Consider the following 18,403-nt stretch of genomic DNA (forward strand, 5'->3'; position numbering starts at 1 on the left):
GCGCTCACGCCTCGGTCAGCGGGCCGTAGGCGTCCGGCCGGCGGTCCCGGTAGAACGCCCACTGTTGGCGCACCTGGTCGATCTGGTCGAGGTCGAGGTCCCGGACGACGAGTTCCTCGCGCTTGTCGGAGGCGACCTCGCCGACGAACTGGCCGCGCGGGTCGACGAAGTAGCTGCTGCCGTAGAAGTCGTTGTCGCCGTACTCCTCGACGCCGACCCGGTTGATCGCCGCCACGAAGTACTCGTTCGCGACGGCGGCGGCGGGCTGTTCCAGCTGCCACAGGTAGGCGGACAGGCCGCGGCTGGTCGCCGACGGGTTGTAGACGATCTCCGCGCCCGCGAGCCCGAGTGCCCGCCAGCCCTCCGGGAAGTGCCGGTCGTAACAGATGTTCACGCCGACCTTTCCGACCGCCGTGTCGAACACCGGCCAGCCGAGATTTCCGGGCTTGAAGTAGTACTTCTCCCAGAATCCGCGCACCTGCGGAATGTGGTGCTTGCGGTACTTGCCGAGATAGCTGCCGTTGGCGTCGATCACGGCGGCGGTGTTGTAGTAGAACCCGGCCTGCTCGATCTCGTAGACGGGGACCACCATCACCATCCCCAGCTCCCGCGCGAGCGCGCACATCCGCTGCACGGTCGGCCCGTCCGGGACGGCCTCGGCCCACCCGTAGTGCTCGGGTTCCTGCACCTGGCAGAAGTACGGCGCGTTGAACACCTCCTGGAACCCGATGATCCCCGCCCCCTGCGCGGCGGCCTCCCGGGCGGCGGCCTCGTGCGCCGCGATCATCGATTCCTTGTCGCCCGTCCACGCGGTCTGGAACAGGGCAGCCCTGACGACACGACTCATAGTCGTACTCCTCGCTCGAAGGCCCGGCGGAAGAGGCACCGTAGATCATCGAGACTAGGAGGTGCACGGGAAATGCCGGTGTGCCACGCGGAAGACGACGGAAAGTCAACATAGGGACGATTTACGGATAGTCCGTTTTGCGGTGCCGAAATCATCCCGCCGTCCACCGCCAACTCGCCGCCCCGGCACCGCTTCACCCGTCCCACGCGCTCTCCCCCAGCCGCCAATGCCACCAGCCCAGACCCGCCCCCAACCGCTCCCCCGCGAACGGATCAGGGAGCGTCCGACGGCGGAACTCCGCATCCAACGGACCTACCAGTCGCCCGAGTTCGGCACGGGAGCGACCCGGCAGGAAGAGCAGGACCTCGCCCAGCACGTCCCGCGAGTGCCGGACGTCGTCGCCGGCGCACCCCGGGCAGGACGGGCACAGGGACTCCCGCGGGTACAACGGCCGCCCACCGAAGGGATGCAGGAACGCCCGGTACCGCCGCAGCGCAAGCCCGGTGGCGCCGGGGCGCAGGAAGAAACTCGGCCGCTCGCACTCGGCCCGGTGCACATCCAGGCTCGCGGCAGCGGACAGGCCACGGATCCTCGGCGGCGGATCGACGAACGCGACGGTGGCGGCCCGGAGGGCGCCCGGCCGATTACGCGGCATCGGCCTTTCGACAGCTGATCATCCTCGCACCCTGCCACGCCAAGTGCCGTGCTGTCACCCGGTTTTCGCCCTTGCCCGGCTTGACCGGAGTGAGCGCTCACTCCGATACTGGCGCCCATGACCGGGACCCCGACCGAACGGCGCCGCAGAGCACCGTCGATGGACGCCGAACAGCGGCGCGAAATGATCGTCCGGGCCGCGCTGCCGCTGGTCATCGAGTACGGCAGCGCGGTGACCACCCGCCGGATCGCCCGGGCCGCCGGGATCGGGGAGGGGACGATCTTCCGGGTCTTCGCCGACAAGGACGCCGTGCTGGACGCGTGCGTCGCCGAAGCGTTGCGCCCCGAGCCCGCGCTCGACCGGCTCGCCCTGATCCCGCTGACGCTGCCGCTCCCCCACCGGCTCACCGAGGCCGCCACCGCGCTGCGCGCCCACCTGGACCGGCTGGGCGCCCTGCTCGGCGCGCTGCACACCACGCGCGGACCCGCCGCCCGCACCGGCGAGGCGCCCGACCGCACGGCCGGCACCCTCCCCGTCCGCCGGGCACTGGCCGAACTCATGGAGCCGGAACGGGAGTTGCTCCGCCTGCCGGCCGAGCGCCTGGCCTCGCTCTTCCTCGCCCTGCTGTTCGCCGGCGCGGCCGACGCACCGCCCCTGGACCCGGCCGAGCTGGTCGATGTCCTGTTGCACGGCGCCCTCGACGACCCGGAAGGCCGATCGTGACCATCACCCTGAACCACACCATCGTCCCGGCCGTCGACAACCAGGCCGCGGCCCGGTTCTTCGCCACCGTGATGGGCCTGGAGTACGCCGGCCCCGACCGCCACTTCGCCCCCGTCCGCGTCAACTCCACGCTGACGCTGGACTTCCTCACCGTCCCCGACCCCGCCGGCCACCACCTGGCGTTCGACGTGGACCCGGCCACCTTCGACGGCGTCCTCGCCCGGCTGCGCGCCACCGGCACCCCGTACGGCAACGACCCGTCGGCGCCCGACAACGGCCGCATCGACCACCCGCTGTGCGCCCGGGGCCTCTACTTCACGGACGACGCGGGCAACCTGTTCGAGGTGATGTCCCCCGCGTGAACCCGTCTCAGGCACCCAGGGCAGCCACGGCCCGGGCGGTGGCGGTGCCGATGGCGCGGTTGATCGCGGCGTCGTCCGCGCCGGGCAGCGAGCGGGTGAAGACGGCGGCGGCGTACTGGCGGCCGTCGGGGAAGGAGACCACGCCGATCTCGTTGCGGGGAATGCCCAGCAGGCTGCCGCTCTTCGCCGCGACCCGCACCGGCGGCCGGAACCCACCGGCGATCCGGTGCCGGGTCAACTGCTGCCCCATCACCTCCCGCACCCGCGCGCACGCGGCGGCCGGGCCCGCCTGGTCCGTCCAGATCAGGCGCAGCAGGGCCGCCATGTCGCGCGGGGTGGTCCGGGTCCCCCGCGACGGGTCCATCGCGCGGACGCCCGGCAGCTCCGCGTCGGCCCGGGCCACTTCCTCCGCCGGGGCGCCGGCCGCCCAGGTCTGGAGGTCCGCCCAGTCGGCGCGGCCGAGATCCTCGCCGATGGTGTCGAGCATGGTCCGCAGGTCGGCCGTGACGAACGTGCCCGTCAGCCCGAGGCGCGCCGCCGTCGCGTTCACCGCGTCGACGCCGACGCGGCGCAGCAGCGCGTCGGTTGCCGGGTTGTCGCTGATCGTGAGCATCAGGACAACCATGTCCCGCAAGGAGAGCACCGCGTCGTCCGCGAACAGCGAGCTCCCGACCGGCCCCGGCGTCCGCTCGGCGGCAGTCAGCGTCACCCGCTCACGCGGGTCCAACCGGCCGTCGGCGAACGCGGTCTCCGCCTCCAGCGCGATCTGCACCTTGAACACCGAGGCCGGGACCACCGGTTGATCCGCGTTCAGCACGATCTCGCCGTCGCCCACCACCGGCCGGACGCACAACGCGCCCTCGCAGCCTGCCTGTTCGAATATCTCGCGGATGTCGTGTGCCATGCCCCCGATACTGCCAGTGACGCGGCGCGCAACGACCACGGGGTGACCCCCGGCTCCTCACACCATCGGATTTCCGCCGCCGGCCCGGACGGTGTGGACGGCGAGCACCGGGTTGAGGGGCTCGACGAGTTCCGCCGTCGCGACGGCCGCCAGGTGTGCCGGGACACCACCGTCCCGCAGGGCGCGCACGTACTGAAGGGCCTCGGTGGGCGTCAGGACCGGGAGTCTCCGGCGCAGCGCCCGCACGGCATGCAACTTCCCTTGCCCGGTGTCGAGTTCGCGGATCTCGTCGTGCAGATCGTCCACCGCGGTGCGCACCGGGAGCCCGCGGATCCGGGCGCGGTAGTCGGCCTCCCAGTCGCCGGTCACGGCGGAAACGGTGCCGACCGAGTGCAGGCCTCCGTCGAGCCGGTCGACGAGGTACAGACCGCAACCGCCCGGCAGGTGCGCCGGGTCCCCGGTGCGGGCGAACTCCTCGGAGGTGTACCCGACGATCCAGACCAGCTCGTGCTCGGCCGTGCCCGTCACCACCATCCGCTGCCGCCCCGCGACCGGTTGGCGCCGGTACTCGCTCTCCAGCTGCTCCTCGACGACCCGGATCGCGGTCTCTCGTTCGATCATGCCCCCAGCATCCCGCCCGGGCCGGTCGTCAGGCCGCGGCGGGCAGCAGGCGGTTCAGGGCGTGACGGGTGCGGGTGGCGGCGAGCGGGTCGCGGAGGAGCTGGAGGGACTGGTTGAGCGCCAGGTAGATCCCCGTCAGCTCGTGGACGATCTGCTCGGGGTCGGTGTCGGCGGGCAGTTCCCCGGCCTCGATCGCGAGCCGGACCTCGCCGGCCAGGCGGCGGCGCCACACCAGCAGCAGCCGGGCGACGTTCCTGCGGACGGGACCGTCATGCGCGTCGAACTCGACGGCGGCGGTGGTGAACAGGCACCCGCCGGGGAAGACCTCGCGGGCATGCTCCAGGTACGAGATCCAGCTCTCGCAGACAGCGCGCAGCCGCCGCAGCCCGGGTTCGGCGTCCACGGCCGGCTCCCAGACGAGGGTGGTGAAGAGCGCGGACGCCCGTTCCAGGGTGGCGAGCTGGAGGGTCTCCTTGGTGCCGAAGTGCCCCAGCACGCCGGCCTTGCTGAGCCCGAGATCGGTGGCCAGCCGCCCGATGGTGAGCCCTTCGAGGCCGTCCACCGACGCCAGCGCCACGCTCCGGTCGACAATCCGGTCCCGGGTCCGACGCGCCTCGGCCACGGTGTTGCGCGGGCTCATCGTTCCCCTCTCGGTCGCGCGGTGCGGTCCGGAAATCCTACGTGGTGCCGGCCTGGTGCGGTGAACCCGGCTGCCGGGTGGAGCGGCAGGTCAGGGTGCGGGCGGTGGCGAGTGACCCGGGTGGCTGCTTCTGAGTGAACGGCCACCGCGTCCATGCGCGCCGGGGACGGGGCGGGGGGAGGATTCGGGCGTCGTGCGCCGGTCCGACGGCGCGGCCGAACGTGCGGAGAGGCGCCCATGTCCATCGAAGAGAACAAAAGTCTGGTCCGCCGGTTCTACCGGGAGATCGATGCGGGCAACCTGGAGGCCATGGACGAGCTGGTCTCCGCGGACTACGTGGACCACTCGCCGCCGCCGTTCCCCGGGCTCGCGCCCGGACGCGAGGGGCTGAAGCAGGCGTTCCGCCTGTTCTGGGAGGCCACCCCCGGGGTGCACGAGATCGAGGACCAGATCGCGGAGGGCGACAAGGTCGTGACCCGGCTGACGGGCCGCGGCACATGCGTGGGCGACCTGCCGGGCATCCCGGCGACCGGGCGGCCGATCACCATGACGGCGACGGTGGTCCACCGCATCGAGAACGGGAAGCTCGCCGAGAAGTGGTCGGACAAGGACGTCCTCGGCTTCCTCCAGCAGCTCGACGTGATCCCGCCGCTCGACGGGCCGCCCGAGTAGGCCGGGTGGGCACTCAGTCCCGATCGGCGTCCCGGTCGGCGTCGAACAGCGGGTCGAACGGGTCTCCGTCCGGACCGACGACGAGGCTCGCCGCGGCCACCGGTCCCCGGGAGAGTTCGGCGAGCCGGGCGAGGGCCGTCGCCTCGGAGGGCAGCGTGGCCGGGTCGAGGCCGAGGGCCCGGGCGGCGCGGTCCCGGCGGGCGCCGAGGTCGGGGATGTCCGCCCGGTAGTCGTCGGCAGCGTCCCCGAGCCCGTCGAGCGAACCTCCGCGCACCTCTCCCCACCACGGCACGGCGAGGCACAGGCGCACCAGTTCGGGCAGCCCGACGGCGAGCAACCCGGCCTGGCCGTCGAGGCTCACGTACACCACCGGACGCTCCTCGCCGCCCTCACCGACGAAGCAGTACGCGTCCCCGCTGGCCGCCCGCGCGAACTGCTCCAGCCGGGCCCCGGACGCGAGCCGTACCCCGTCCTCCAGCTCGTGGTCGTCAGGGCTCGTCGCGTCGAGGTCCGCGACGGCGGCGAAGAACGCGACGGCGTCCTCGTCGCCGGCCAGCAGCGGCAGCAGCAACTCCGACGAGAGCGGTGCGCGCAGCTCGGCGTGGAGGCGCGTCGAGGTGTCGACGGGCAGGCCCAGGCCGGCGTGGCGGAGCTCGTTCGAGAAGCCTGCGATCAGGTCGAGGTCGCGCAGCTGCCGCCGCAGTTCGGCGGACATCGCCTCGTCCGGGTCGGCATCGAAGAGTTCGACCGTCTCGGACAGCTGCTCCAGGTGCTGTTCGACGGCCTCCAGCGCCCGGCCGCTGTTCCAGCTCGCGTACTTCCGGCAGCCGAACAGGTAGGCGTGCGCGGCGTACAGCGCAGCCGCGGCGGCAGACTCGTCGGCGTCGTCCGGGCCGTGCTGGCCCTCGTTGTGGCAGTACTCGCTGAGCATGTACTCGGCGACGCCGCGGTTGATCGCCGCGAAAGCCGTCGAGTCGCCGAGCACGCCCTCCCACACGGCGTCCAGCAGCGGCCGCAGGCTCAGCGTGAACGGCGCCCGCTCACCCTCGGGCAGAGCCTCGTGCCGACGCATCAGCCGCTCCGCGACGCCCGCCGCAAAGACCTGCCGCTCCTCGGACGACACCGACCTCAGCCGCTCCGCCACCACCGCGTCGAGTTCCTGCCAGGTGTCCATTCGAGCCGCCCACGAGTCCGCCACACCGACGCACCCCGCGCCGACCGCGACGATCATGCCCTTCCCCACCGACAACTCGCGGCTGCGGAGGCGTCGAGCACGTGCCGAAGGATCGCCACGACGTCGAAGCGGAGCCGGAGCGCGTCGGACGGCGCCTCGCCGAGGGCGGAGCAGAGACCCGGGGAGGTCAGCGGCCACGCCAGGTGGTGCGGCGTTCCGCCCCGCCGGAGCAGGGTCCGGCTTCCTCCGCCGTCCGGGACCGCCATCTGCAGAGGGACGACGAGCAGCAGGCCGAAGCCGGACCGGACCGGACCGGAGGAGAACACCGGCCGTGCGGCTCCTGCCGAATAACAGAAAGCGGCCGGCGTCGTGACCCTTGAGGACCACGTCCTGGACGGTGGCACCGTTCCGGGCCGCCAGGCCGGCGGCGATGCCCCGGAAGTCGGTGACCACCAGCAGCATCAGGGCGACAGGTGAGGCGCCGCGCAGCACATCAGCCCGCCGCGTCCCACCACCGCGGGGCCATCAGGCAGAGCCGGAGCAGCCCGAGCACGTCCGGGCTCTGCCTGGCCGTCGAGGCTGACGTGCGCCACCGGGCGCGCCTCGCCGCCTTCGCCGATAAAGCAGTACACGTCCCCGGTGGCCGCCCGCGCGAACTGTTCCGGCCAGCCCCGGATTCCGTCCCCCAGTTCGAAATCGGCCGGGCCAGTCGCGTCGAGGTCCGTGGCGGTGGCCAGCAGCGGCAGCAATGGCCGGAAGATCGTTCGGTTCACCGCGCCACCACAATACGTGGCGCTCAACTGTCGGCACCTCGGGTCCGATTGGCCATCGTGCGAGCCAAGGAACGCGAAAAGGCGCCTGCGCCGCAGGGTTTTGTGCCGTTATGGCGGTCTCCGTCGATGCCGGTCCGGGCATTACCCGAGCGTGGCCAAAATCGCGCCAAGAAGGGACTTGACCGAAATCCCGAGAAGCGAATTACCGCGAACTCCGAGGGCCTCGATTCCAAATTTCAGGATATTGCCAAGAAATGGCAGAAGAATGGCCGACATGGGACGCCGGCCATTCTTCCGCTTATCCGGTCAGTGCGACGCGGGTTGCGGCATCAGCCGCAGTGCGAGTTCGACTGCGACGCGTAGGAGCCGCCGATGTTGCCGCCCCAGTCGATGCACGAGCCCGGCGCGTAGACGTAGACCGGCCCGGCGTACGTGGTGTAGTTCCCGAAGTCCCCCTGGTATCCGCTGCCGTCGGACCGCTCGATCCAGGCGCCCATGTACACGGCCGACCCCGAGCTGTTGCGCACCGTCACGACGCAGTTGGTGGAGCCGTTGTAGGTCAGAAACACGGTGCCGCCGGTGACCGGCAGGATGCTGATCACGGAGTACCCCGAGCCGCAGGCGCCGTTGTACGTGGCCGCCTGGGCGACGGACGGGGCGATCATCAGACCGGCGCTGGCGGTGGCCAGCACAGCCGCACCGGTCACGAGCCGCTTGACGTTCTTGAGCATGTTCCCCTCCGAGTTTTACCGATTCCAGGTACGCATCAGAAGGACATCTTCCGGCCCCACCAGCCCTACCAGGAATTCGCGGACAGAACGTGACCCGCATTCGCTCCGGGCCAACGGCGAGAACATTCGCACCGCATTCGACCGACCGTCAAGGGGCCCAACAGAACGGCACTCAAGATTCTTTTCTCGGATCCGAAGATCGATTTCCGAATATTGGCGATGGAAATGATCTCGACGGTTGGGCATACCAGGCGTAAGCGGACATGGCCCCGCATGGCGGAATTCTGTCACGCCAGCCACTTGAGTCGGATACGGCCTTGACGAGTACGAAGGGATTTGAAAAATTGTGGGCCGCCCCACGACGGACGATGATGGCCGGGCGGGGCGCTTCAGAGTCCCGGTGAGCCCATGAGTGCGGAGGCCAAGTCGATGCATGCGTTCGGATCCGACCGGCACGAATGCGTCGAAGCTCCGACCGTCCGGATCTCGTGGTGGATCCCTGGGCAGCGAAGAGGGCTGTGACCACCAGCGGGGACCACCATCAGCACGGGCAGGACGCCACGTAGCGGGCCTCCCGCCGGTCGGCTGTCCGGCGGAGCCGTGACGCGCGGCGTTTAGCTTCCGATCGGTCGGTTGCTATATTCCAGGCCGTTGCCTCCGGCGCGCGGCCGGTGGCCGTTGTTGCGGAAGGGAACTGCCATGCCCGGAGTCCGTATCGCCGGTCTCGGCCACCACCAGCCCAGCAGGGTGCTGACCAATGACGAGTTGGCGGCCATGGTGGACACCAATGACGAGTGGATCCGGCGCCGGACGGGTATCGCCACCCGCCGGATCGCGGGGCCGGACGAGTCGGTGACGGACCTCGCCGCGACCGCCGCCGCGAAGGCGCTGGCGGCATCGGGGCTGGAACCGGCGGAGATCGGGCAGATCACGGTGGCGACGTGCAGCGCGATGGACCGCTGCCCGTCGATCGCGGCGCAGGTCGCGGCCCGCCTGGGCATCCCGTCCGCCGTCGCGTTCGACGTGAACAACGGCTGCGCGGGCTTCTGCACCTCGCTCTCCCTGGCCGACCACTCGCTGCGCGCGGGCGCCGCCCGCCACGCGCTGGTGATCGGCGCGGAGAAGATGTCGGACGTCACCGACTGGACGGACCGCCGCAGTTGCATCCTGCTCGGCGACGGCGCGGGCGCGGCGGTGCTGTCGGCGACCGACGGCCCGGGGACCGGTGTCGGGCCGGTGGTGTGGGGGTCGGATCCGTCGCGGGCGAGCGCGGTGCGGCTGCTGGACGCCTGGCAGCCGCGGTTCGAGCAGGACGGGCAGGCGGTGTTCCGCTGGGCGACCACGGAGCTGCCCGCGCTGGCCGAGCAGGCGTGCCGGGCGGCCGGGTTGAGCCCGGCGGAGCTGGACGGGGTGGTGACGCACCAGGCGAACCTGCGGATCATCGAGTCGCTGGTGCAGAAGCTGGGCCTGTCCGAGAACGCGGTGATCGCCCGGGACGTGGTGGACTCCGGCAACACCTCGGCGGCGTCCGTCCCGCTGGCGCTGGCGAAGCTGGTGGAGCGCGGTGAACTGCGCTCCGGCGCCCGGGTGTTGCTGTTCGCGTTCGGCGGCGGCCTGTCCTGGGCCGGTCAGGTCGTCACCTGCCCCTGACTCATTGACCGGAGTCGGTGCAGGTGATGGTCAGGCGGATCGAAGCCGGCGGCGGCGGGGAGTCCTGGTAGGGGGCGATCCACGCGCCGACGCCGGTGGCGCCGACGGCCGTGGTGTGCACGCGCTGGTCGGGCCCGAGCGGGGTGCCGTCGCCGTTCGTCACGTGCACGTCCGAGGGGTTGACGCCCTCGGGGCAGATCGCGACGACTCCGCTCGGGGCGCCGGTCGCGGCCACCGTCTCGGTGAACGCCGCGGCCGGTCCGGCCGCCATCGCCAGGGCGGCAACAGCCAGGCCGGCAACTCGCTTGCGCATGAGGGTCCTTCCGTCGGGTCGCCCCCGACGGTTCCGGGGGCGGGCCGCCCGATCATCCCGTAACGCACGGCGACAAGCCAGGCACGGACCGGAATCGCCAGGGCGCGTCGGCGGCAGCACGGGCGGACCGTGCGGGCCCGAGCTTTGCTCATGGTCATGTCGGACGGGCAAGATAGCGGAGTGACCCTCCTGGACCTGATGCCGAAACCCGCCACGCCCGACTCGCTGTTCGAGACCTTCGCCGAGTGGGCGTCGGAGCGCGGCATCACCCTCTACCCCGCCCAGGAGGAGGCGCTGATCGAGCTGGTCTCCGGGAACAACGTGATCCTGGCGACGCCGACCGGCTCCGGAAAGTCCCTGGTCGCGGCGGGCGCGCACTTCGCCGCGCTGGCCGAGGGGAAGCGGACGTTCTACACCGCGCCGATCAAGGCGCTGGTGTCGGAAAAGTTCTTCGACCTGTGCAAGATCTTCGGCACCGAGCAGGTCGGCATGATGACCGGCGACGCCTCGGTCAACCCGACCGCGCCGATCATCTGCTGCACCGCCGAGGTGCTGGCGCAGATCGCGCTGCACGACGGCCCGCGCGCCGACATCGGCCAGGTCGTGATGGACGAGTTCCACTTCTACGCCGAGCCGGACCGCGGCTGGGCCTGGCAGATCCCGCTGCTCGAACTCCCGCAGGCGCAGTTCCTGCTGATGTCGGCGACCCTCGGCGACGTCCGCCGCTTCGAGGAGGACCTGACCCGCCGCACCGGCCGCCCGACGGTCGCGGTGCGTTCGGCGGAGCGCCCGGTGCCGCTGTTCTACGAGTACCGGCGGACGTCTCTCCACGACACGCTGGAGGAGCTGCTGAACACCGGTCAGGCGCCGGTGTACGTCGTCCACTTCACGCAGAAGGAGGCGGTGGAGCGGGCGCAGTCGCTGATGAGCATCAACATGTGCTCGAAGCAGGAGAAGGACGCGATCGCCGAGCTGATCGGAAACTTCCGTTTCACCACCAAGTTCGGTCGGAACCTCTCGCGTTATGTCCGGCACGGGATCGGTGTGCATCACGCCGGCATGCTGCCGAAGTACCGGCGCCTGGTGGAGCGGCTCGCGCAGGCCGGTCTGCTGAAGGTGATCTGCGGCACCGACACGCTCGGCGTCGGCGTCAACGTGCCGATCCGCACGGTGCTGTTCACCGCGCTGTCCAAGTACGACGGGCAGCGGGTGCGGATCCTGCGGGCCCGCGAGTTCCACCAGATCGCCGGGCGCGCGGGCCGGGCCGGCTTCGACACCGTCGGCCAGGTGGTCGCGCAGGCGCCCGAGCACGTGGTGGAGAACGACCGGGCGCTGGCGAAGGCCGGCGACGACCCGAAGAAGCGCAAGAAGGTCGTTCGCAAGAAGGCCCCGGACGGGTTCGTCTCGTGGACCGAGGAGACCTTCGAGCGCCTGATCGGCGCCGACCCGGAGCCGCTGGTCTCCCGGTTCAAGGTCAGCCACGCGATGCTGCTGTCCGTCATCGGCCGCCCGGGCAACGCGTTCGAGGCGATGCGCAAGCTGCTCACCGACAACCACGAGGACCGCCCGGCGCAGCGCCGCCACATCCGCACCGCGATCGCCATCTACCGTTCGCTGCTGCAGGGCGGCGTGGTGGAGCAGCTCGACCAGCCGGACTCCGAGGGCCGCAGGGTGCGCCTGACCCTGGACCTGCAGGAGAACTTCGCGCTGAACCAGCCGCTGTCCACCTTCGCGTTGGCCGCGTTCGAACTGCTCGACCCGGAGTCGCCGTCCTACGCGCTCGACGTGGTCTCGGTCGTCGAAGCCACCCTGGACGACCCGCGGCAGATCCTCGCCTCGCAGCAGAACAAGGCGCGTGGGGAGGCCGTGGCGGAGATGAAGCGCGACGGCATCGAGTACGAGGAGCGGATGAACCGGCTCGAGGAGATCACGTACCCGAAGCCGCTGGAGGAGCAGCTCGGCCACGCCTACGACGTGTACCGCCGGGCGCACCCGTGGATCGGCGACCACCCGTTGCAGCCGAAGTCCGTGGTCCGCGACCTGTACGAGCGCGCCATGACGTTCACCGACTACGTGGGCTTCTACGAGCTGGCGCGCACCGAGGGCATCGTGCTGCGCTACCTGGCGGGCGCGTTCAAGGCGCTGGAGCAGACCGTCCCGGACGACATCAAGACGGACGACCTGAAGGACGTCATCGCCTGGCTGGGCGAGCTGGTCCGCCAGGTCGACTCCTCGCTACTGGACGAGTGGGAGGCGCTGGCCAACCCGACCGAGCCGGAGGCGGGCGAGGTCCGCCTCGACGACAAGCCGGCGCCGGTCACCGCGAACTCCCGCGCTTTCCGGGTGCTGGTCCGCAACGAGCTGTTCCGCCGGGTCGAGCTGTGCGCGCTGGAGCACTACGACTCCCTCGCCGAACTCGACGGCGAGGACGGCTGGGACGCCGACCGCTGGGCGGACGCGATGGACGGGTACTGGGAGGAGTACGACGACCTCTTCACCGGCCCGAACGCCCGCGGCCCGAAGATGCTGCTGATCGAGGAGGTCGAGGACGAGGGCCTGTGGCGCGTCCGCCAGATCTTCGACGACCCCAACGGCGACCACGACTGGGGCATCTCCGCCGAGGTCGACCTGTACGGCTCCGACGAGGAAGGCCGCGCAGTCGTCAAGATCACGGCGGTGGGCGCGCACTGACGCCCCGGCGGCCCCCCGCACACTCAGCCCGCGGGGGGCCGCTGCCAGGTCGTGGTGTTGCACCACTCGGCCGGGAATCGGACGGTCATCGCGAACCTCGCTGCACAGTCGGTCGATCGGACCGCTGCACGCTAGCGACGACCACCGACAGTCCTCGGGCCCGGTCGGGCCAGCCGCTCCGTGATCGCTCGGGCGCACTCGGTGGGCCGGGTGCGGGTGGTGTCCACCTCCAGGTCGTAGTGGACGCCTTGGTGCACCCTTTCCGCCTGGTCCTCGGCCATGCCTGTCGTCCGATCGGGCCGGGCCCGCTCGCGCGCGGCCGCCTCGGCCGGGTCGCAGCGGACTCCGACCCAGAGCACGTCCAGGCCCAACAGGGCCTCGCGCCAGCGCTGTTGGGACTCCGATCCGGAGAGGAACACGTCGTCGACGATCACGCCCGCCCCCGCCCGCACGGTGGCGGCCACACCGGCCATCCAGGCGGCCTCCAGCCGCCGGAAGGTGTCACCGACGGTGACGGTGCCGTCCCCGCCGAGGTCGATCCCGGCGTCCCCGGCCAGCAGTTCCGGGGGCATCGCCTCGATCAGCCCGTCGATCCCGAACGTCAGCCAGGGCTCCGGCAGTTGGGCCTGCAACGCGCGCGCGAGGCTGCTCTTTCCGCTGCTGGAACCGCCGTTGAGTACGATCACCCGAATGGTCATCGGGCCACGGTACCCGCCTCGGGTGCCCACTCCTGACCGGAGAGCGGGGTCCGCAGCTCCGCGTGGAGGCGGATCGAGGTGTCGATGGGCAGTCCCATCTCTGCGTGGCGGAGCTCCTTCGAGAAGTCGGCGATGAGATCGAGATCCCGGAGCTGGCGCCGCAGGTCGGCGGCCAGCGCCTCGTCGGAGTCGATCGGAAGCTCGTCCTCCGCCGTCTCGGCCAGGTACTGGAGGTGGTGGTCAACGGCTTCCACCGCCCGGCCGCCGGCCCGAACGGCGAAGTCGTGGCAGCCGAACAGGTAGGCGTGCGCGGCGAACAGTATCGCCGCCGCGGCGGGCTCGTCCGCGTCGTCCGGGCCGTTCTGGCCGTCGTTGTGGCAGTACTCGCTGAGCATGAACTCGGCGACGCCGCGGTTGACCGCCGGGAAGGCCGTCGAGTCGCCGAGGACGCCCTCCCACACGGCATTCAGCAGGGGGCGCAGGCGCAGCGTGAAGGCGCCTGCTCGTCCTCGGGCAGCGCCACGTGCCGGCCCATGAGCCGTTCCGCGACGCCGGCGGCGAAAACACCGCGCTCGCCGGGCGGGGCCGCCTTCAGCCGTTCCTCCACCAGCGCCGACAGCTTCTGCCACGGGTCCGTTCGAGCCACCTCCGGGTCGTGATGCCCGCGTGCCCACGCCGGCAACGACCGTGATCCCAAGCGCCGGTGACAGCCGTCCTCACCACTGATGGGCGTCGAAATCCACTGGCACGGGCGCCAGTTGGCCGACGTGGGCGACCAGGGCGCGCAGTTGTTCGGCCATCTGTTCGGCGGGCAGGTGGTTGCGGTCTCCGTGGCCCGGGAGGATCCACTCGAACCGGAGGTGGGGTGCGACGCGGGCGAGTGAGGCGGCCTGTTCCTCGATGGAGTACCAGGTGACGTGTTCGGCGACGGCCAACGCCCCGGCGGCGCGCGACCAGTAGAGGCTGTCGCCGCTGAAGCAGTACCGGTCGTCGGCGAGGAACAGCACGCTGCCCTCGGTGTGGCCCGGCAGGGGGTGAGCGACGACGCCCTCGGCGATCTCGACCGGATCGGTGCCGCGCAGCACCCGGTCGGCGTCCGGCGAGGAGTTCAAGTCGCCCTCGTGGATCCAGAGTTGAGCACCAAAGTGGTCCGCGTAGACGCGGCCGTGCGCGGCGTGGTCGCGGTGGGTCAGGAGGACGTCGGTCACCCGCCCGTGCTTCTCGTAGCGGGTGGCGAGCGACTCCGACCAGCGCGGCGTGTCGATCATCATCACGGTGCCGTCCGGCCGCCGCAGCAGGTAGGAGTTGGCGGCGGCCGTGCGCCGCGAATTGTGGCCGCAGAGCAGGACGTTGGCGTCGATGGCGAGCGGGAACGGGTCCGCCGCCGGGTCCAGCGGGCCCGAGTGCCGGCGGATCGAACGGGTGTGGCAGGCGAACGCGGCGGCATTCACGGCCGCCAACTCCGTTGCGTCGCGTGGCTGTCGCACCAGTTCGGAGCCCCGGCCCACCTGCACGATCAGGCCCGGCGCGAGCTGCCGCGCCACGTCGCACCCGGTGCATCGGTCGTCCACGTACCAGTCTTCGCCCATGGCTGTCCTCCGGAGAGTCGATTTCCGTCAACGGGCCGGTGCGGCCCGGCACTTCAAGAGGTATCCCGAGCGGGGCGAAAAGTGGAAGAGGCGTAGATCTTGTGATTCGGCGAGAGTGACGCTCTGACTACGGACGGCTCGCAATCCGGCCGGACGCCTCAGTAGAGGAACGGCGGCGCGGGGAGCGCGAGAGCGTTGCGCACCAGCAGGTCCGCGCCCGGGGATCGACCCATCAGCCAGGCCAGCAGGGCATGTTGCGGCCCGCCGACCACCGGCTGACGCGGCCCGGAGGTGCCGTACGTGGCGCCGGTGTCGGTGGCGTGCAGTCGCATCGCGGGTGCGTGCTCGCGTGCGGCGAAGGAGGCCACCACCCGGCCGAGCATCGCCTCGACGAAGTCGGCAGGCCAGTGGGCCGGCGTGTAGCCCGCGTTCAAGTCTGCGTGGTGGACCAGCACTTCGCACAGCCGGGCATCGGCGGCGCGCAACGCGGGGCGCTCCTGGCCGCGAGTCCAGCGGACGGTCCGGTGCCACGCCCCGGGCGGCATCCGCCGGTACTCGGCCTCGAACTCGCCCGCGCTGCACCGGAGGTCGGCCAGCAGCTCGGCCGCGCCGCGGCCCTCGCCCGCCTCGATCTGCTCGTCCCGGGCGGCCAGGCTCGGGTACTCCGCCGCTTCCACCCCCGTCCGTGCCCAGCCGAGCAACCGCCGGCCACCGTCGGCGTTGCGCGCCAGATGGGTCAGCACGTGCCCGCGCGACCAGCCCGGCAGCAGCGACGGCGCGCGGACGTCGGCGTCGGTGAACCCGGACGCCGTCCGAAGCAGTTGGCCGGTCGCGGCGGCGAGCTGCTCCAGCGCCGCCGCCGGGTCGAAGTCGGTGGGGTCGGTCATCCCCCGGACATGCCCGGCACACCCTCCCCGGAATCGGACCCGGACCAGCACCGTCGCCGGTCAGCGCACGGCGGTCGGCCTCAGCGCGGGGCCAGGCCGTCCACCACCAGGTCCACCAGGGAGGACAGGAACTCGGGGGTGACGGGCTCCCCGAGCAGCAGGTGGCGCGCGAACAGCGGGCTCATCAGCGCCTCGACCGCCGCCCGGGCATCGACGTCCGGCCGGATCTCGCCGCGCCCGGCGGCCCGGCGCAGCAGGATCTCGGCGCGTTGCAGCCGCTCGGCCCAGTAGGCGTCGCGGCCGCTGCGGGTCTCGGCGGTGGCCGGGGCGATGCTCAGGTGGAGCAGCGCGGGGCCTTCGGGGGTGTCGAGGAACGCGCCGAGGGCGGTGAGGAGTTGGCGCAGGTCCTCGCGGAGGCTGCCGGTGTCGGGCAGTGGCAGGGCGTGGTCGGTGTAGTCGGCGAGTGCCTCGCGGAGCAGGTGTTCGCGGGTGCCCCAGTTGCGGTAGACGGACGTCTCGTGCACGCCGGCGGCCGCCGCGACGGCCGAGACGCTGGCGGCGTCGAGTCCGCCCTCGGCGAGCAGGCGCACGGTGGCGTCGAGCACGGCCCGTCGCATGGCGGCGCCGCGCCGGCGCAGTGGGGTGGCGGACCTCCCCTCGGGCAGTGCGTCGCCGGTCGGATCCGGCCCCGCAGGCCCGCCCGGCTTCTTCGTGGATCCCGTCCGCTTCTCCTTCGACACGCCCGAAGCCTAACGCAGGCCTCCTTGCATTGCGGTGTGTCGCGTCGTAGCCTCAGCAATGCAAGTCGCCTTGCGATACACCTCCGGCAGGGCGCTGCGGCAACGAGGCCGCCGACGAGTTCGCCGTCGGCCGGAGAGGATCGACCATGGCCCGGATGCGTGCCGTCCGCCTGCACCTGCCCACCCGCAAGCTGAGCGTCGAGGAGGTGGAGCGTCCCGTCCCCGGCGCCGGCCAGGTGCTGATCAAGGTCGAGGCGGCCGGCGTCTGCCTGTCCGACGTGCACCTGATCGAGGGCTCGCTCACCCCGCTGTACCTGCCGGGCGAGAGCGTCACCCTCGGGCACGAAGTCGCGGGCACCGTCGCCGAGTTGGGCCCGGACGCAGGCGCCTGGCAGGTCGGCGACCGGGTCGTGCTGCAGGCCGGCGAGAAGCGCGACGGCACCACCTGGACGCGCGGTGTGGACTACGACGGCGGCTGGGCCGAGTACGCGCTCGCCCGCAAGGACACGCTGATCCGGCTGCCCGAGTCGATCCCGTTCGAGCAGGGATCGATCATTCCGGACGCGGTCTCCACCCCGTGGGGCGCCATCACCACGACCGGCCAGATCCGCCCGGCCGAGCCGGTCGGCGTGTGGGGTGTCGGCGGTCTCGGCGCGCACGGCGTGCAACTGCTGCGGGCGATCGGCGCGAACCCGGTCATCGCGGTGGACCCGTCCCCCGCCGCCCGCGAGCGGGCCCTCGCCTTCGGCGCGGACCTGGTCCTCGACTCGGCCGACCCGGAGCTCGCCGCGAAGATCGGCGCCGCGACCGGCGGGGCCGGCCTGGCCGCCGCGTTCGACTTCGCCGGCGTCCCCGCCGTCCGCGAGCAGGCGCTGACGGTACTCGGCGCGCACGGGCGCCTGGTGCTCGTCGGCCTCACCGACCAGCCGCTGACGGTCGCCAACAGCGTCCGGTTCTCCTACCTCCAGCAGCAGATCCGCGGCCACTACGGCTCGGAGGAGAACGCCGTCCCGCAGCTGATCGCGCTCGCCGCCGGCGGCCGGCTGGACTTCTCCCGCTCGGTCAGCGAGGTGCTCCCGCTGGAGCAGGCCGCGGAGGCCGTCGAACGCCTGCACACCAAGCAGGGCAACCCGATCCGCCTGATCCTCAAGCCCTGACGTCCGGCCAGTTGGCCCGGCCCGTCCCGTCATCTCCCGGGGCGGGCCGGGCCGTTTGCGTTCGAGCGCACTCCAACTCCTACGGTGTCCGTCGTTCCCCCGACACCGACCAACCACTGGAGACCGCTCTCATGACCCCCACCGCCGCGCACCCCGAAGCCACCACCCGCCAGCAGCGTTTCGAGCACGGCCTCGACATCCTCGGCCGGATCGACGGCGAGGCGGGCGAGAACGTGCTCGCCGCACTGTCCGACGTCTCGCCCGAACTCGCCCACCAGGTCGCCGCCTGGGGCTTCGGCGAGATCTACTCCCGCCCCGAACTCGCCCCGCGCGATCGCCAGTTGGTCACCCTCGGCATGCTCACCGCGCTCGGCGGCTGCGAACCGCAGCTCCGGGTGCACGTCAACGCGGCGCTCAACGTCGGCCTGACGCCGCAGGAAATCGTCGAGGCGCTGCTGCACTCCGCCGTGTACTGCGGCTTCCCGCGCGCCCTGAACGCCACTTTCGCCGCCAAGCAGGTCTTCGCCGAACGCGGTCTGCTGCCCGTCGTCCCCGCGTGACCGTCCATGCGTACGC

Annotated in this window: 22 protein-coding genes; 7 read left to right on the top strand and 15 right to left on the bottom strand. The window is 71.6% G+C overall.

Going from position 1 to position 18,403, the window contains the following annotated elements; translation table 11 throughout:
- Positions 1-4: 4 nt before the first annotated feature.
- Positions 5-847, bottom strand: coding sequence for a nitrilase-related carbon-nitrogen hydrolase (locus ACFYST_RS28435; protein ID WP_387866422.1), 843 nt, complete (start codon positions 845-847; stop codon positions 5-7).
- Between the two features lie 193 nt (positions 848-1,040).
- Positions 1,041-1,502: a hypothetical protein gene (locus ACFYST_RS28440; RefSeq protein ID WP_387866425.1), complete on the bottom strand. Its 462-nt coding sequence runs from the start codon at positions 1,500-1,502 to the stop codon at positions 1,041-1,043.
- Positions 1,503-1,619: 117 nt separating this feature from the next.
- Between ACFYST_RS28440 and ACFYST_RS28445 the strand changes: the two genes are divergently transcribed.
- Positions 1,620-2,225 (top strand): TetR/AcrR family transcriptional regulator, encoded by a 606-nt coding sequence (locus ACFYST_RS28445; protein ID WP_387641065.1) that lies wholly within the window; start codon positions 1,620-1,622, stop codon positions 2,223-2,225.
- The gene (locus ACFYST_RS28450) at positions 2,222-2,587 is read left to right on the top strand and encodes a VOC family protein (RefSeq protein WP_387866428.1); all 366 of its coding nucleotides are present in this window, start codon (positions 2,222-2,224) and stop codon (positions 2,585-2,587) included. The genes ACFYST_RS28445 and ACFYST_RS28450 overlap by 4 nt, the downstream gene beginning before the upstream one ends.
- A 7-nt stretch (positions 2,588-2,594) precedes the next feature.
- Here the strand turns inward: ACFYST_RS28450 and ACFYST_RS28455 are convergent, their stop codons facing one another.
- Genes ACFYST_RS28455 through ACFYST_RS28465 form a run of 3 tightly spaced genes read right to left on the bottom strand, consistent with a single transcriptional unit; the run spans position 2,595 to position 4,752 of the window.
- On the bottom strand, positions 2,595-3,491 hold the full coding sequence (locus ACFYST_RS28455; protein WP_387866430.1) for a serine hydrolase: 897 nt from the start codon (positions 3,489-3,491) through the stop codon (positions 2,595-2,597).
- A gap of 57 nt (positions 3,492-3,548) precedes the next feature.
- On the bottom strand, positions 3,549-4,112 hold the full coding sequence (locus ACFYST_RS28460) for a YrhB domain-containing protein (protein WP_387866431.1): 564 nt from the start codon (positions 4,110-4,112) through the stop codon (positions 3,549-3,551).
- 28 nt (positions 4,113-4,140) lie between these two features.
- Positions 4,141-4,752, bottom strand: coding sequence for a TetR/AcrR family transcriptional regulator (locus tag ACFYST_RS28465; protein WP_387866433.1), 612 nt, complete (start codon positions 4,750-4,752; stop codon positions 4,141-4,143).
- 237 nt (positions 4,753-4,989) lie between these two features.
- Here ACFYST_RS28465 and ACFYST_RS28470 point away from each other — a divergent pair, with 237 nt between their 5' ends.
- Positions 4,990-5,424, top strand: a complete 435-nt coding sequence (locus tag ACFYST_RS28470) for an ester cyclase (RefSeq protein WP_387641052.1) — start codon at positions 4,990-4,992, stop codon at positions 5,422-5,424.
- Between the two features lie 13 nt (positions 5,425-5,437).
- On the opposite strand, the gene ACFYST_RS28475 is transcribed toward ACFYST_RS28470, so the two are convergent.
- The 3 genes from ACFYST_RS28475 to ACFYST_RS28485 all read right to left on the bottom strand — a co-directional run bounded on the left by ACFYST_RS28475 (position 5,438) and on the right by ACFYST_RS28485 (position 8,102).
- Positions 5,438-6,598, bottom strand: a complete 1,161-nt coding sequence (locus ACFYST_RS28475; protein WP_387866435.1) for a hypothetical protein — start codon at positions 6,596-6,598, stop codon at positions 5,438-5,440.
- A 461-nt stretch (positions 6,599-7,059) separates the two neighbouring features.
- The gene (locus ACFYST_RS28480; protein WP_387641047.1) at positions 7,060-7,398 is read right to left on the bottom strand and encodes a hypothetical protein; all 339 of its coding nucleotides are present in this window, start codon (positions 7,396-7,398) and stop codon (positions 7,060-7,062) included.
- 302 nt (positions 7,399-7,700) lie between these two features.
- A complete protein-coding gene (locus tag ACFYST_RS28485) occupies positions 7,701-8,102 on the bottom strand; it encodes a spore-associated protein A (protein ID WP_387866437.1) in 402 nt (133 codons plus the stop codon).
- A 699-nt stretch (positions 8,103-8,801) separates the two neighbouring features.
- Between ACFYST_RS28485 and ACFYST_RS28490 the strand changes: the two genes are divergently transcribed.
- A complete protein-coding gene (locus ACFYST_RS28490; protein WP_387641041.1) occupies positions 8,802-9,752 on the top strand; it encodes a beta-ketoacyl-ACP synthase III in 951 nt (316 codons plus the stop codon).
- A gap of 1 nt (position 9,753) precedes the next feature.
- Here the strand turns inward: ACFYST_RS28490 and ACFYST_RS28495 are convergent, their stop codons facing one another.
- Complete coding sequence (locus ACFYST_RS28495; protein ID WP_387641039.1) at positions 9,754-10,065, bottom strand: hypothetical protein; 312 nt, start codon at positions 10,063-10,065, stop codon at positions 9,754-9,756.
- A gap of 156 nt (positions 10,066-10,221) precedes the next feature.
- On the opposite strand from ACFYST_RS28495, the gene ACFYST_RS28500 reads away from it, so the two are divergent.
- Positions 10,222-12,756: a DEAD/DEAH box helicase gene (locus ACFYST_RS28500; protein ID WP_387641036.1), complete on the top strand. Its 2,535-nt coding sequence runs from the start codon at positions 10,222-10,224 to the stop codon at positions 12,754-12,756.
- A gap of 131 nt (positions 12,757-12,887) precedes the next feature.
- Here the strand turns inward: ACFYST_RS28500 and cpt are convergent, their stop codons facing one another.
- The 6 genes from cpt to ACFYST_RS28530 all read right to left on the bottom strand — a co-directional run bounded on the left by cpt (position 12,888) and on the right by ACFYST_RS28530 (position 16,547).
- Positions 12,888-13,454, bottom strand: coding sequence for a chloramphenicol phosphotransferase CPT (gene cpt / locus ACFYST_RS28505; protein ID WP_387866440.1), 567 nt, complete (start codon positions 13,452-13,454; stop codon positions 12,888-12,890).
- Positions 13,451-13,915, bottom strand: a complete 465-nt coding sequence (locus ACFYST_RS28510; protein ID WP_387866443.1) for a hypothetical protein — start codon at positions 13,913-13,915, stop codon at positions 13,451-13,453. Before ACFYST_RS28510 ends, cpt begins: the two co-directional genes overlap by 4 nt.
- 5 nt (positions 13,916-13,920) lie before the next feature.
- Positions 13,921-14,100 carry a hypothetical protein gene (locus tag ACFYST_RS28515; protein WP_387866446.1) on the bottom strand — a complete coding sequence of 60 codons (180 nt, stop codon included), beginning with the start codon at positions 14,098-14,100 and terminating at the stop codon, positions 13,921-13,923.
- 70 nt (positions 14,101-14,170) lie between these two features.
- Positions 14,171-15,043, bottom strand: coding sequence for an MBL fold metallo-hydrolase (locus ACFYST_RS28520; RefSeq protein ID WP_387866449.1), 873 nt, complete (start codon positions 15,041-15,043; stop codon positions 14,171-14,173).
- Positions 15,044-15,201: 158 nt separating this feature from the next.
- Positions 15,202-15,930 (bottom strand): maleylpyruvate isomerase family mycothiol-dependent enzyme, encoded by a 729-nt coding sequence (locus ACFYST_RS28525; protein WP_387866452.1) that lies wholly within the window; start codon positions 15,928-15,930, stop codon positions 15,202-15,204.
- 80 nt (positions 15,931-16,010) lie between these two features.
- Positions 16,011-16,547 carry a TetR-like C-terminal domain-containing protein gene (locus tag ACFYST_RS28530; RefSeq protein WP_387866563.1) on the bottom strand — a complete coding sequence of 179 codons (537 nt, stop codon included), beginning with the start codon at positions 16,545-16,547 and terminating at the stop codon, positions 16,011-16,013.
- A gap of 269 nt (positions 16,548-16,816) precedes the next feature.
- Between ACFYST_RS28530 and ACFYST_RS28535 the strand changes: the two genes are divergently transcribed.
- Positions 16,817-17,827 carry a zinc-binding dehydrogenase gene (locus tag ACFYST_RS28535; protein ID WP_387641022.1) on the top strand — a complete coding sequence of 337 codons (1,011 nt, stop codon included), beginning with the start codon at positions 16,817-16,819 and terminating at the stop codon, positions 17,825-17,827.
- 131 nt (positions 17,828-17,958) lie between these two features.
- On the top strand, positions 17,959-18,387 hold the full coding sequence (locus tag ACFYST_RS28540; RefSeq protein ID WP_387866454.1) for a carboxymuconolactone decarboxylase family protein: 429 nt from the start codon (positions 17,959-17,961) through the stop codon (positions 18,385-18,387).
- Positions 18,388-18,403: the final 16 nt, after the last annotated feature.

It is taken from the genome of Kitasatospora sp. NPDC004614 (genome assembly GCF_042873675.1).
In the GTDB taxonomy this organism is placed as follows: domain Bacteria; phylum Actinomycetota; class Actinomycetes; order Streptomycetales; family Streptomycetaceae; genus Kitasatospora.

What these genes read in the sequence shown, in the direction of transcription:
- ACFYST_RS28440 (WP_387866425.1), bottom strand. Translation starts at nt 1,502, where the DNA reads ATGCCGCGTAATCGGCCGGGCGCCCTCCGGGCCGCCACCGTCGCGTTC.
- ACFYST_RS28465 (WP_387866433.1), bottom strand. Translation starts at nt 4,752, where the DNA reads ATGAGCCCGCGCAACACCGTGGCCGAGGCGCGTCGGACCCGGGACCGG.
- ACFYST_RS28500 (WP_387641036.1), top strand. Translation starts at nt 10,222, where the DNA reads ATGTCGGACGGGCAAGATAGCGGAGTGACCCTCCTGGACCTGATGCCG.
- ACFYST_RS28470 (WP_387641052.1), top strand. Translation starts at nt 4,990, where the DNA reads ATGTCCATCGAAGAGAACAAAAGTCTGGTCCGCCGGTTCTACCGGGAG.
- ACFYST_RS28535 (WP_387641022.1), top strand. Translation starts at nt 16,817, where the DNA reads ATGGCCCGGATGCGTGCCGTCCGCCTGCACCTGCCCACCCGCAAGCTG.
- ACFYST_RS28485 (WP_387866437.1), bottom strand. Translation starts at nt 8,102, where the DNA reads ATGCTCAAGAACGTCAAGCGGCTCGTGACCGGTGCGGCTGTGCTGGCC.
- ACFYST_RS28530 (WP_387866563.1), bottom strand. Translation starts at nt 16,547, where the DNA reads ATGCGACGGGCCGTGCTCGACGCCACCGTGCGCCTGCTCGCCGAGGGC.
- ACFYST_RS28435 (WP_387866422.1), bottom strand. Translation starts at nt 847, where the DNA reads ATGAGTCGTGTCGTCAGGGCTGCCCTGTTCCAGACCGCGTGGACGGGC.
- ACFYST_RS28495 (WP_387641039.1), bottom strand. Translation starts at nt 10,065, where the DNA reads ATGCGCAAGCGAGTTGCCGGCCTGGCTGTTGCCGCCCTGGCGATGGCG.
- ACFYST_RS28460 (WP_387866431.1), bottom strand. Translation starts at nt 4,112, where the DNA reads ATGATCGAACGAGAGACCGCGATCCGGGTCGTCGAGGAGCAGCTGGAG.
- cpt (WP_387866440.1), bottom strand. Translation starts at nt 13,454, where the DNA reads ATGACCATTCGGGTGATCGTACTCAACGGCGGTTCCAGCAGCGGAAAG.
- ACFYST_RS28520 (WP_387866449.1), bottom strand. Translation starts at nt 15,043, where the DNA reads ATGGGCGAAGACTGGTACGTGGACGACCGATGCACCGGGTGCGACGTG.
- ACFYST_RS28490 (WP_387641041.1), top strand. Translation starts at nt 8,802, where the DNA reads ATGCCCGGAGTCCGTATCGCCGGTCTCGGCCACCACCAGCCCAGCAGG.
- ACFYST_RS28540 (WP_387866454.1), top strand. Translation starts at nt 17,959, where the DNA reads ATGACCCCCACCGCCGCGCACCCCGAAGCCACCACCCGCCAGCAGCGT.
- ACFYST_RS28455 (WP_387866430.1), bottom strand. Translation starts at nt 3,491, where the DNA reads ATGGCACACGACATCCGCGAGATATTCGAACAGGCAGGCTGCGAGGGC.
- ACFYST_RS28475 (WP_387866435.1), bottom strand. Translation starts at nt 6,598, where the DNA reads ATGGACACCTGGCAGGAACTCGACGCGGTGGTGGCGGAGCGGCTGAGG.
- ACFYST_RS28445 (WP_387641065.1), top strand. Translation starts at nt 1,620, where the DNA reads ATGACCGGGACCCCGACCGAACGGCGCCGCAGAGCACCGTCGATGGAC.
- ACFYST_RS28525 (WP_387866452.1), bottom strand. Translation starts at nt 15,930, where the DNA reads ATGACCGACCCCACCGACTTCGACCCGGCGGCGGCGCTGGAGCAGCTC.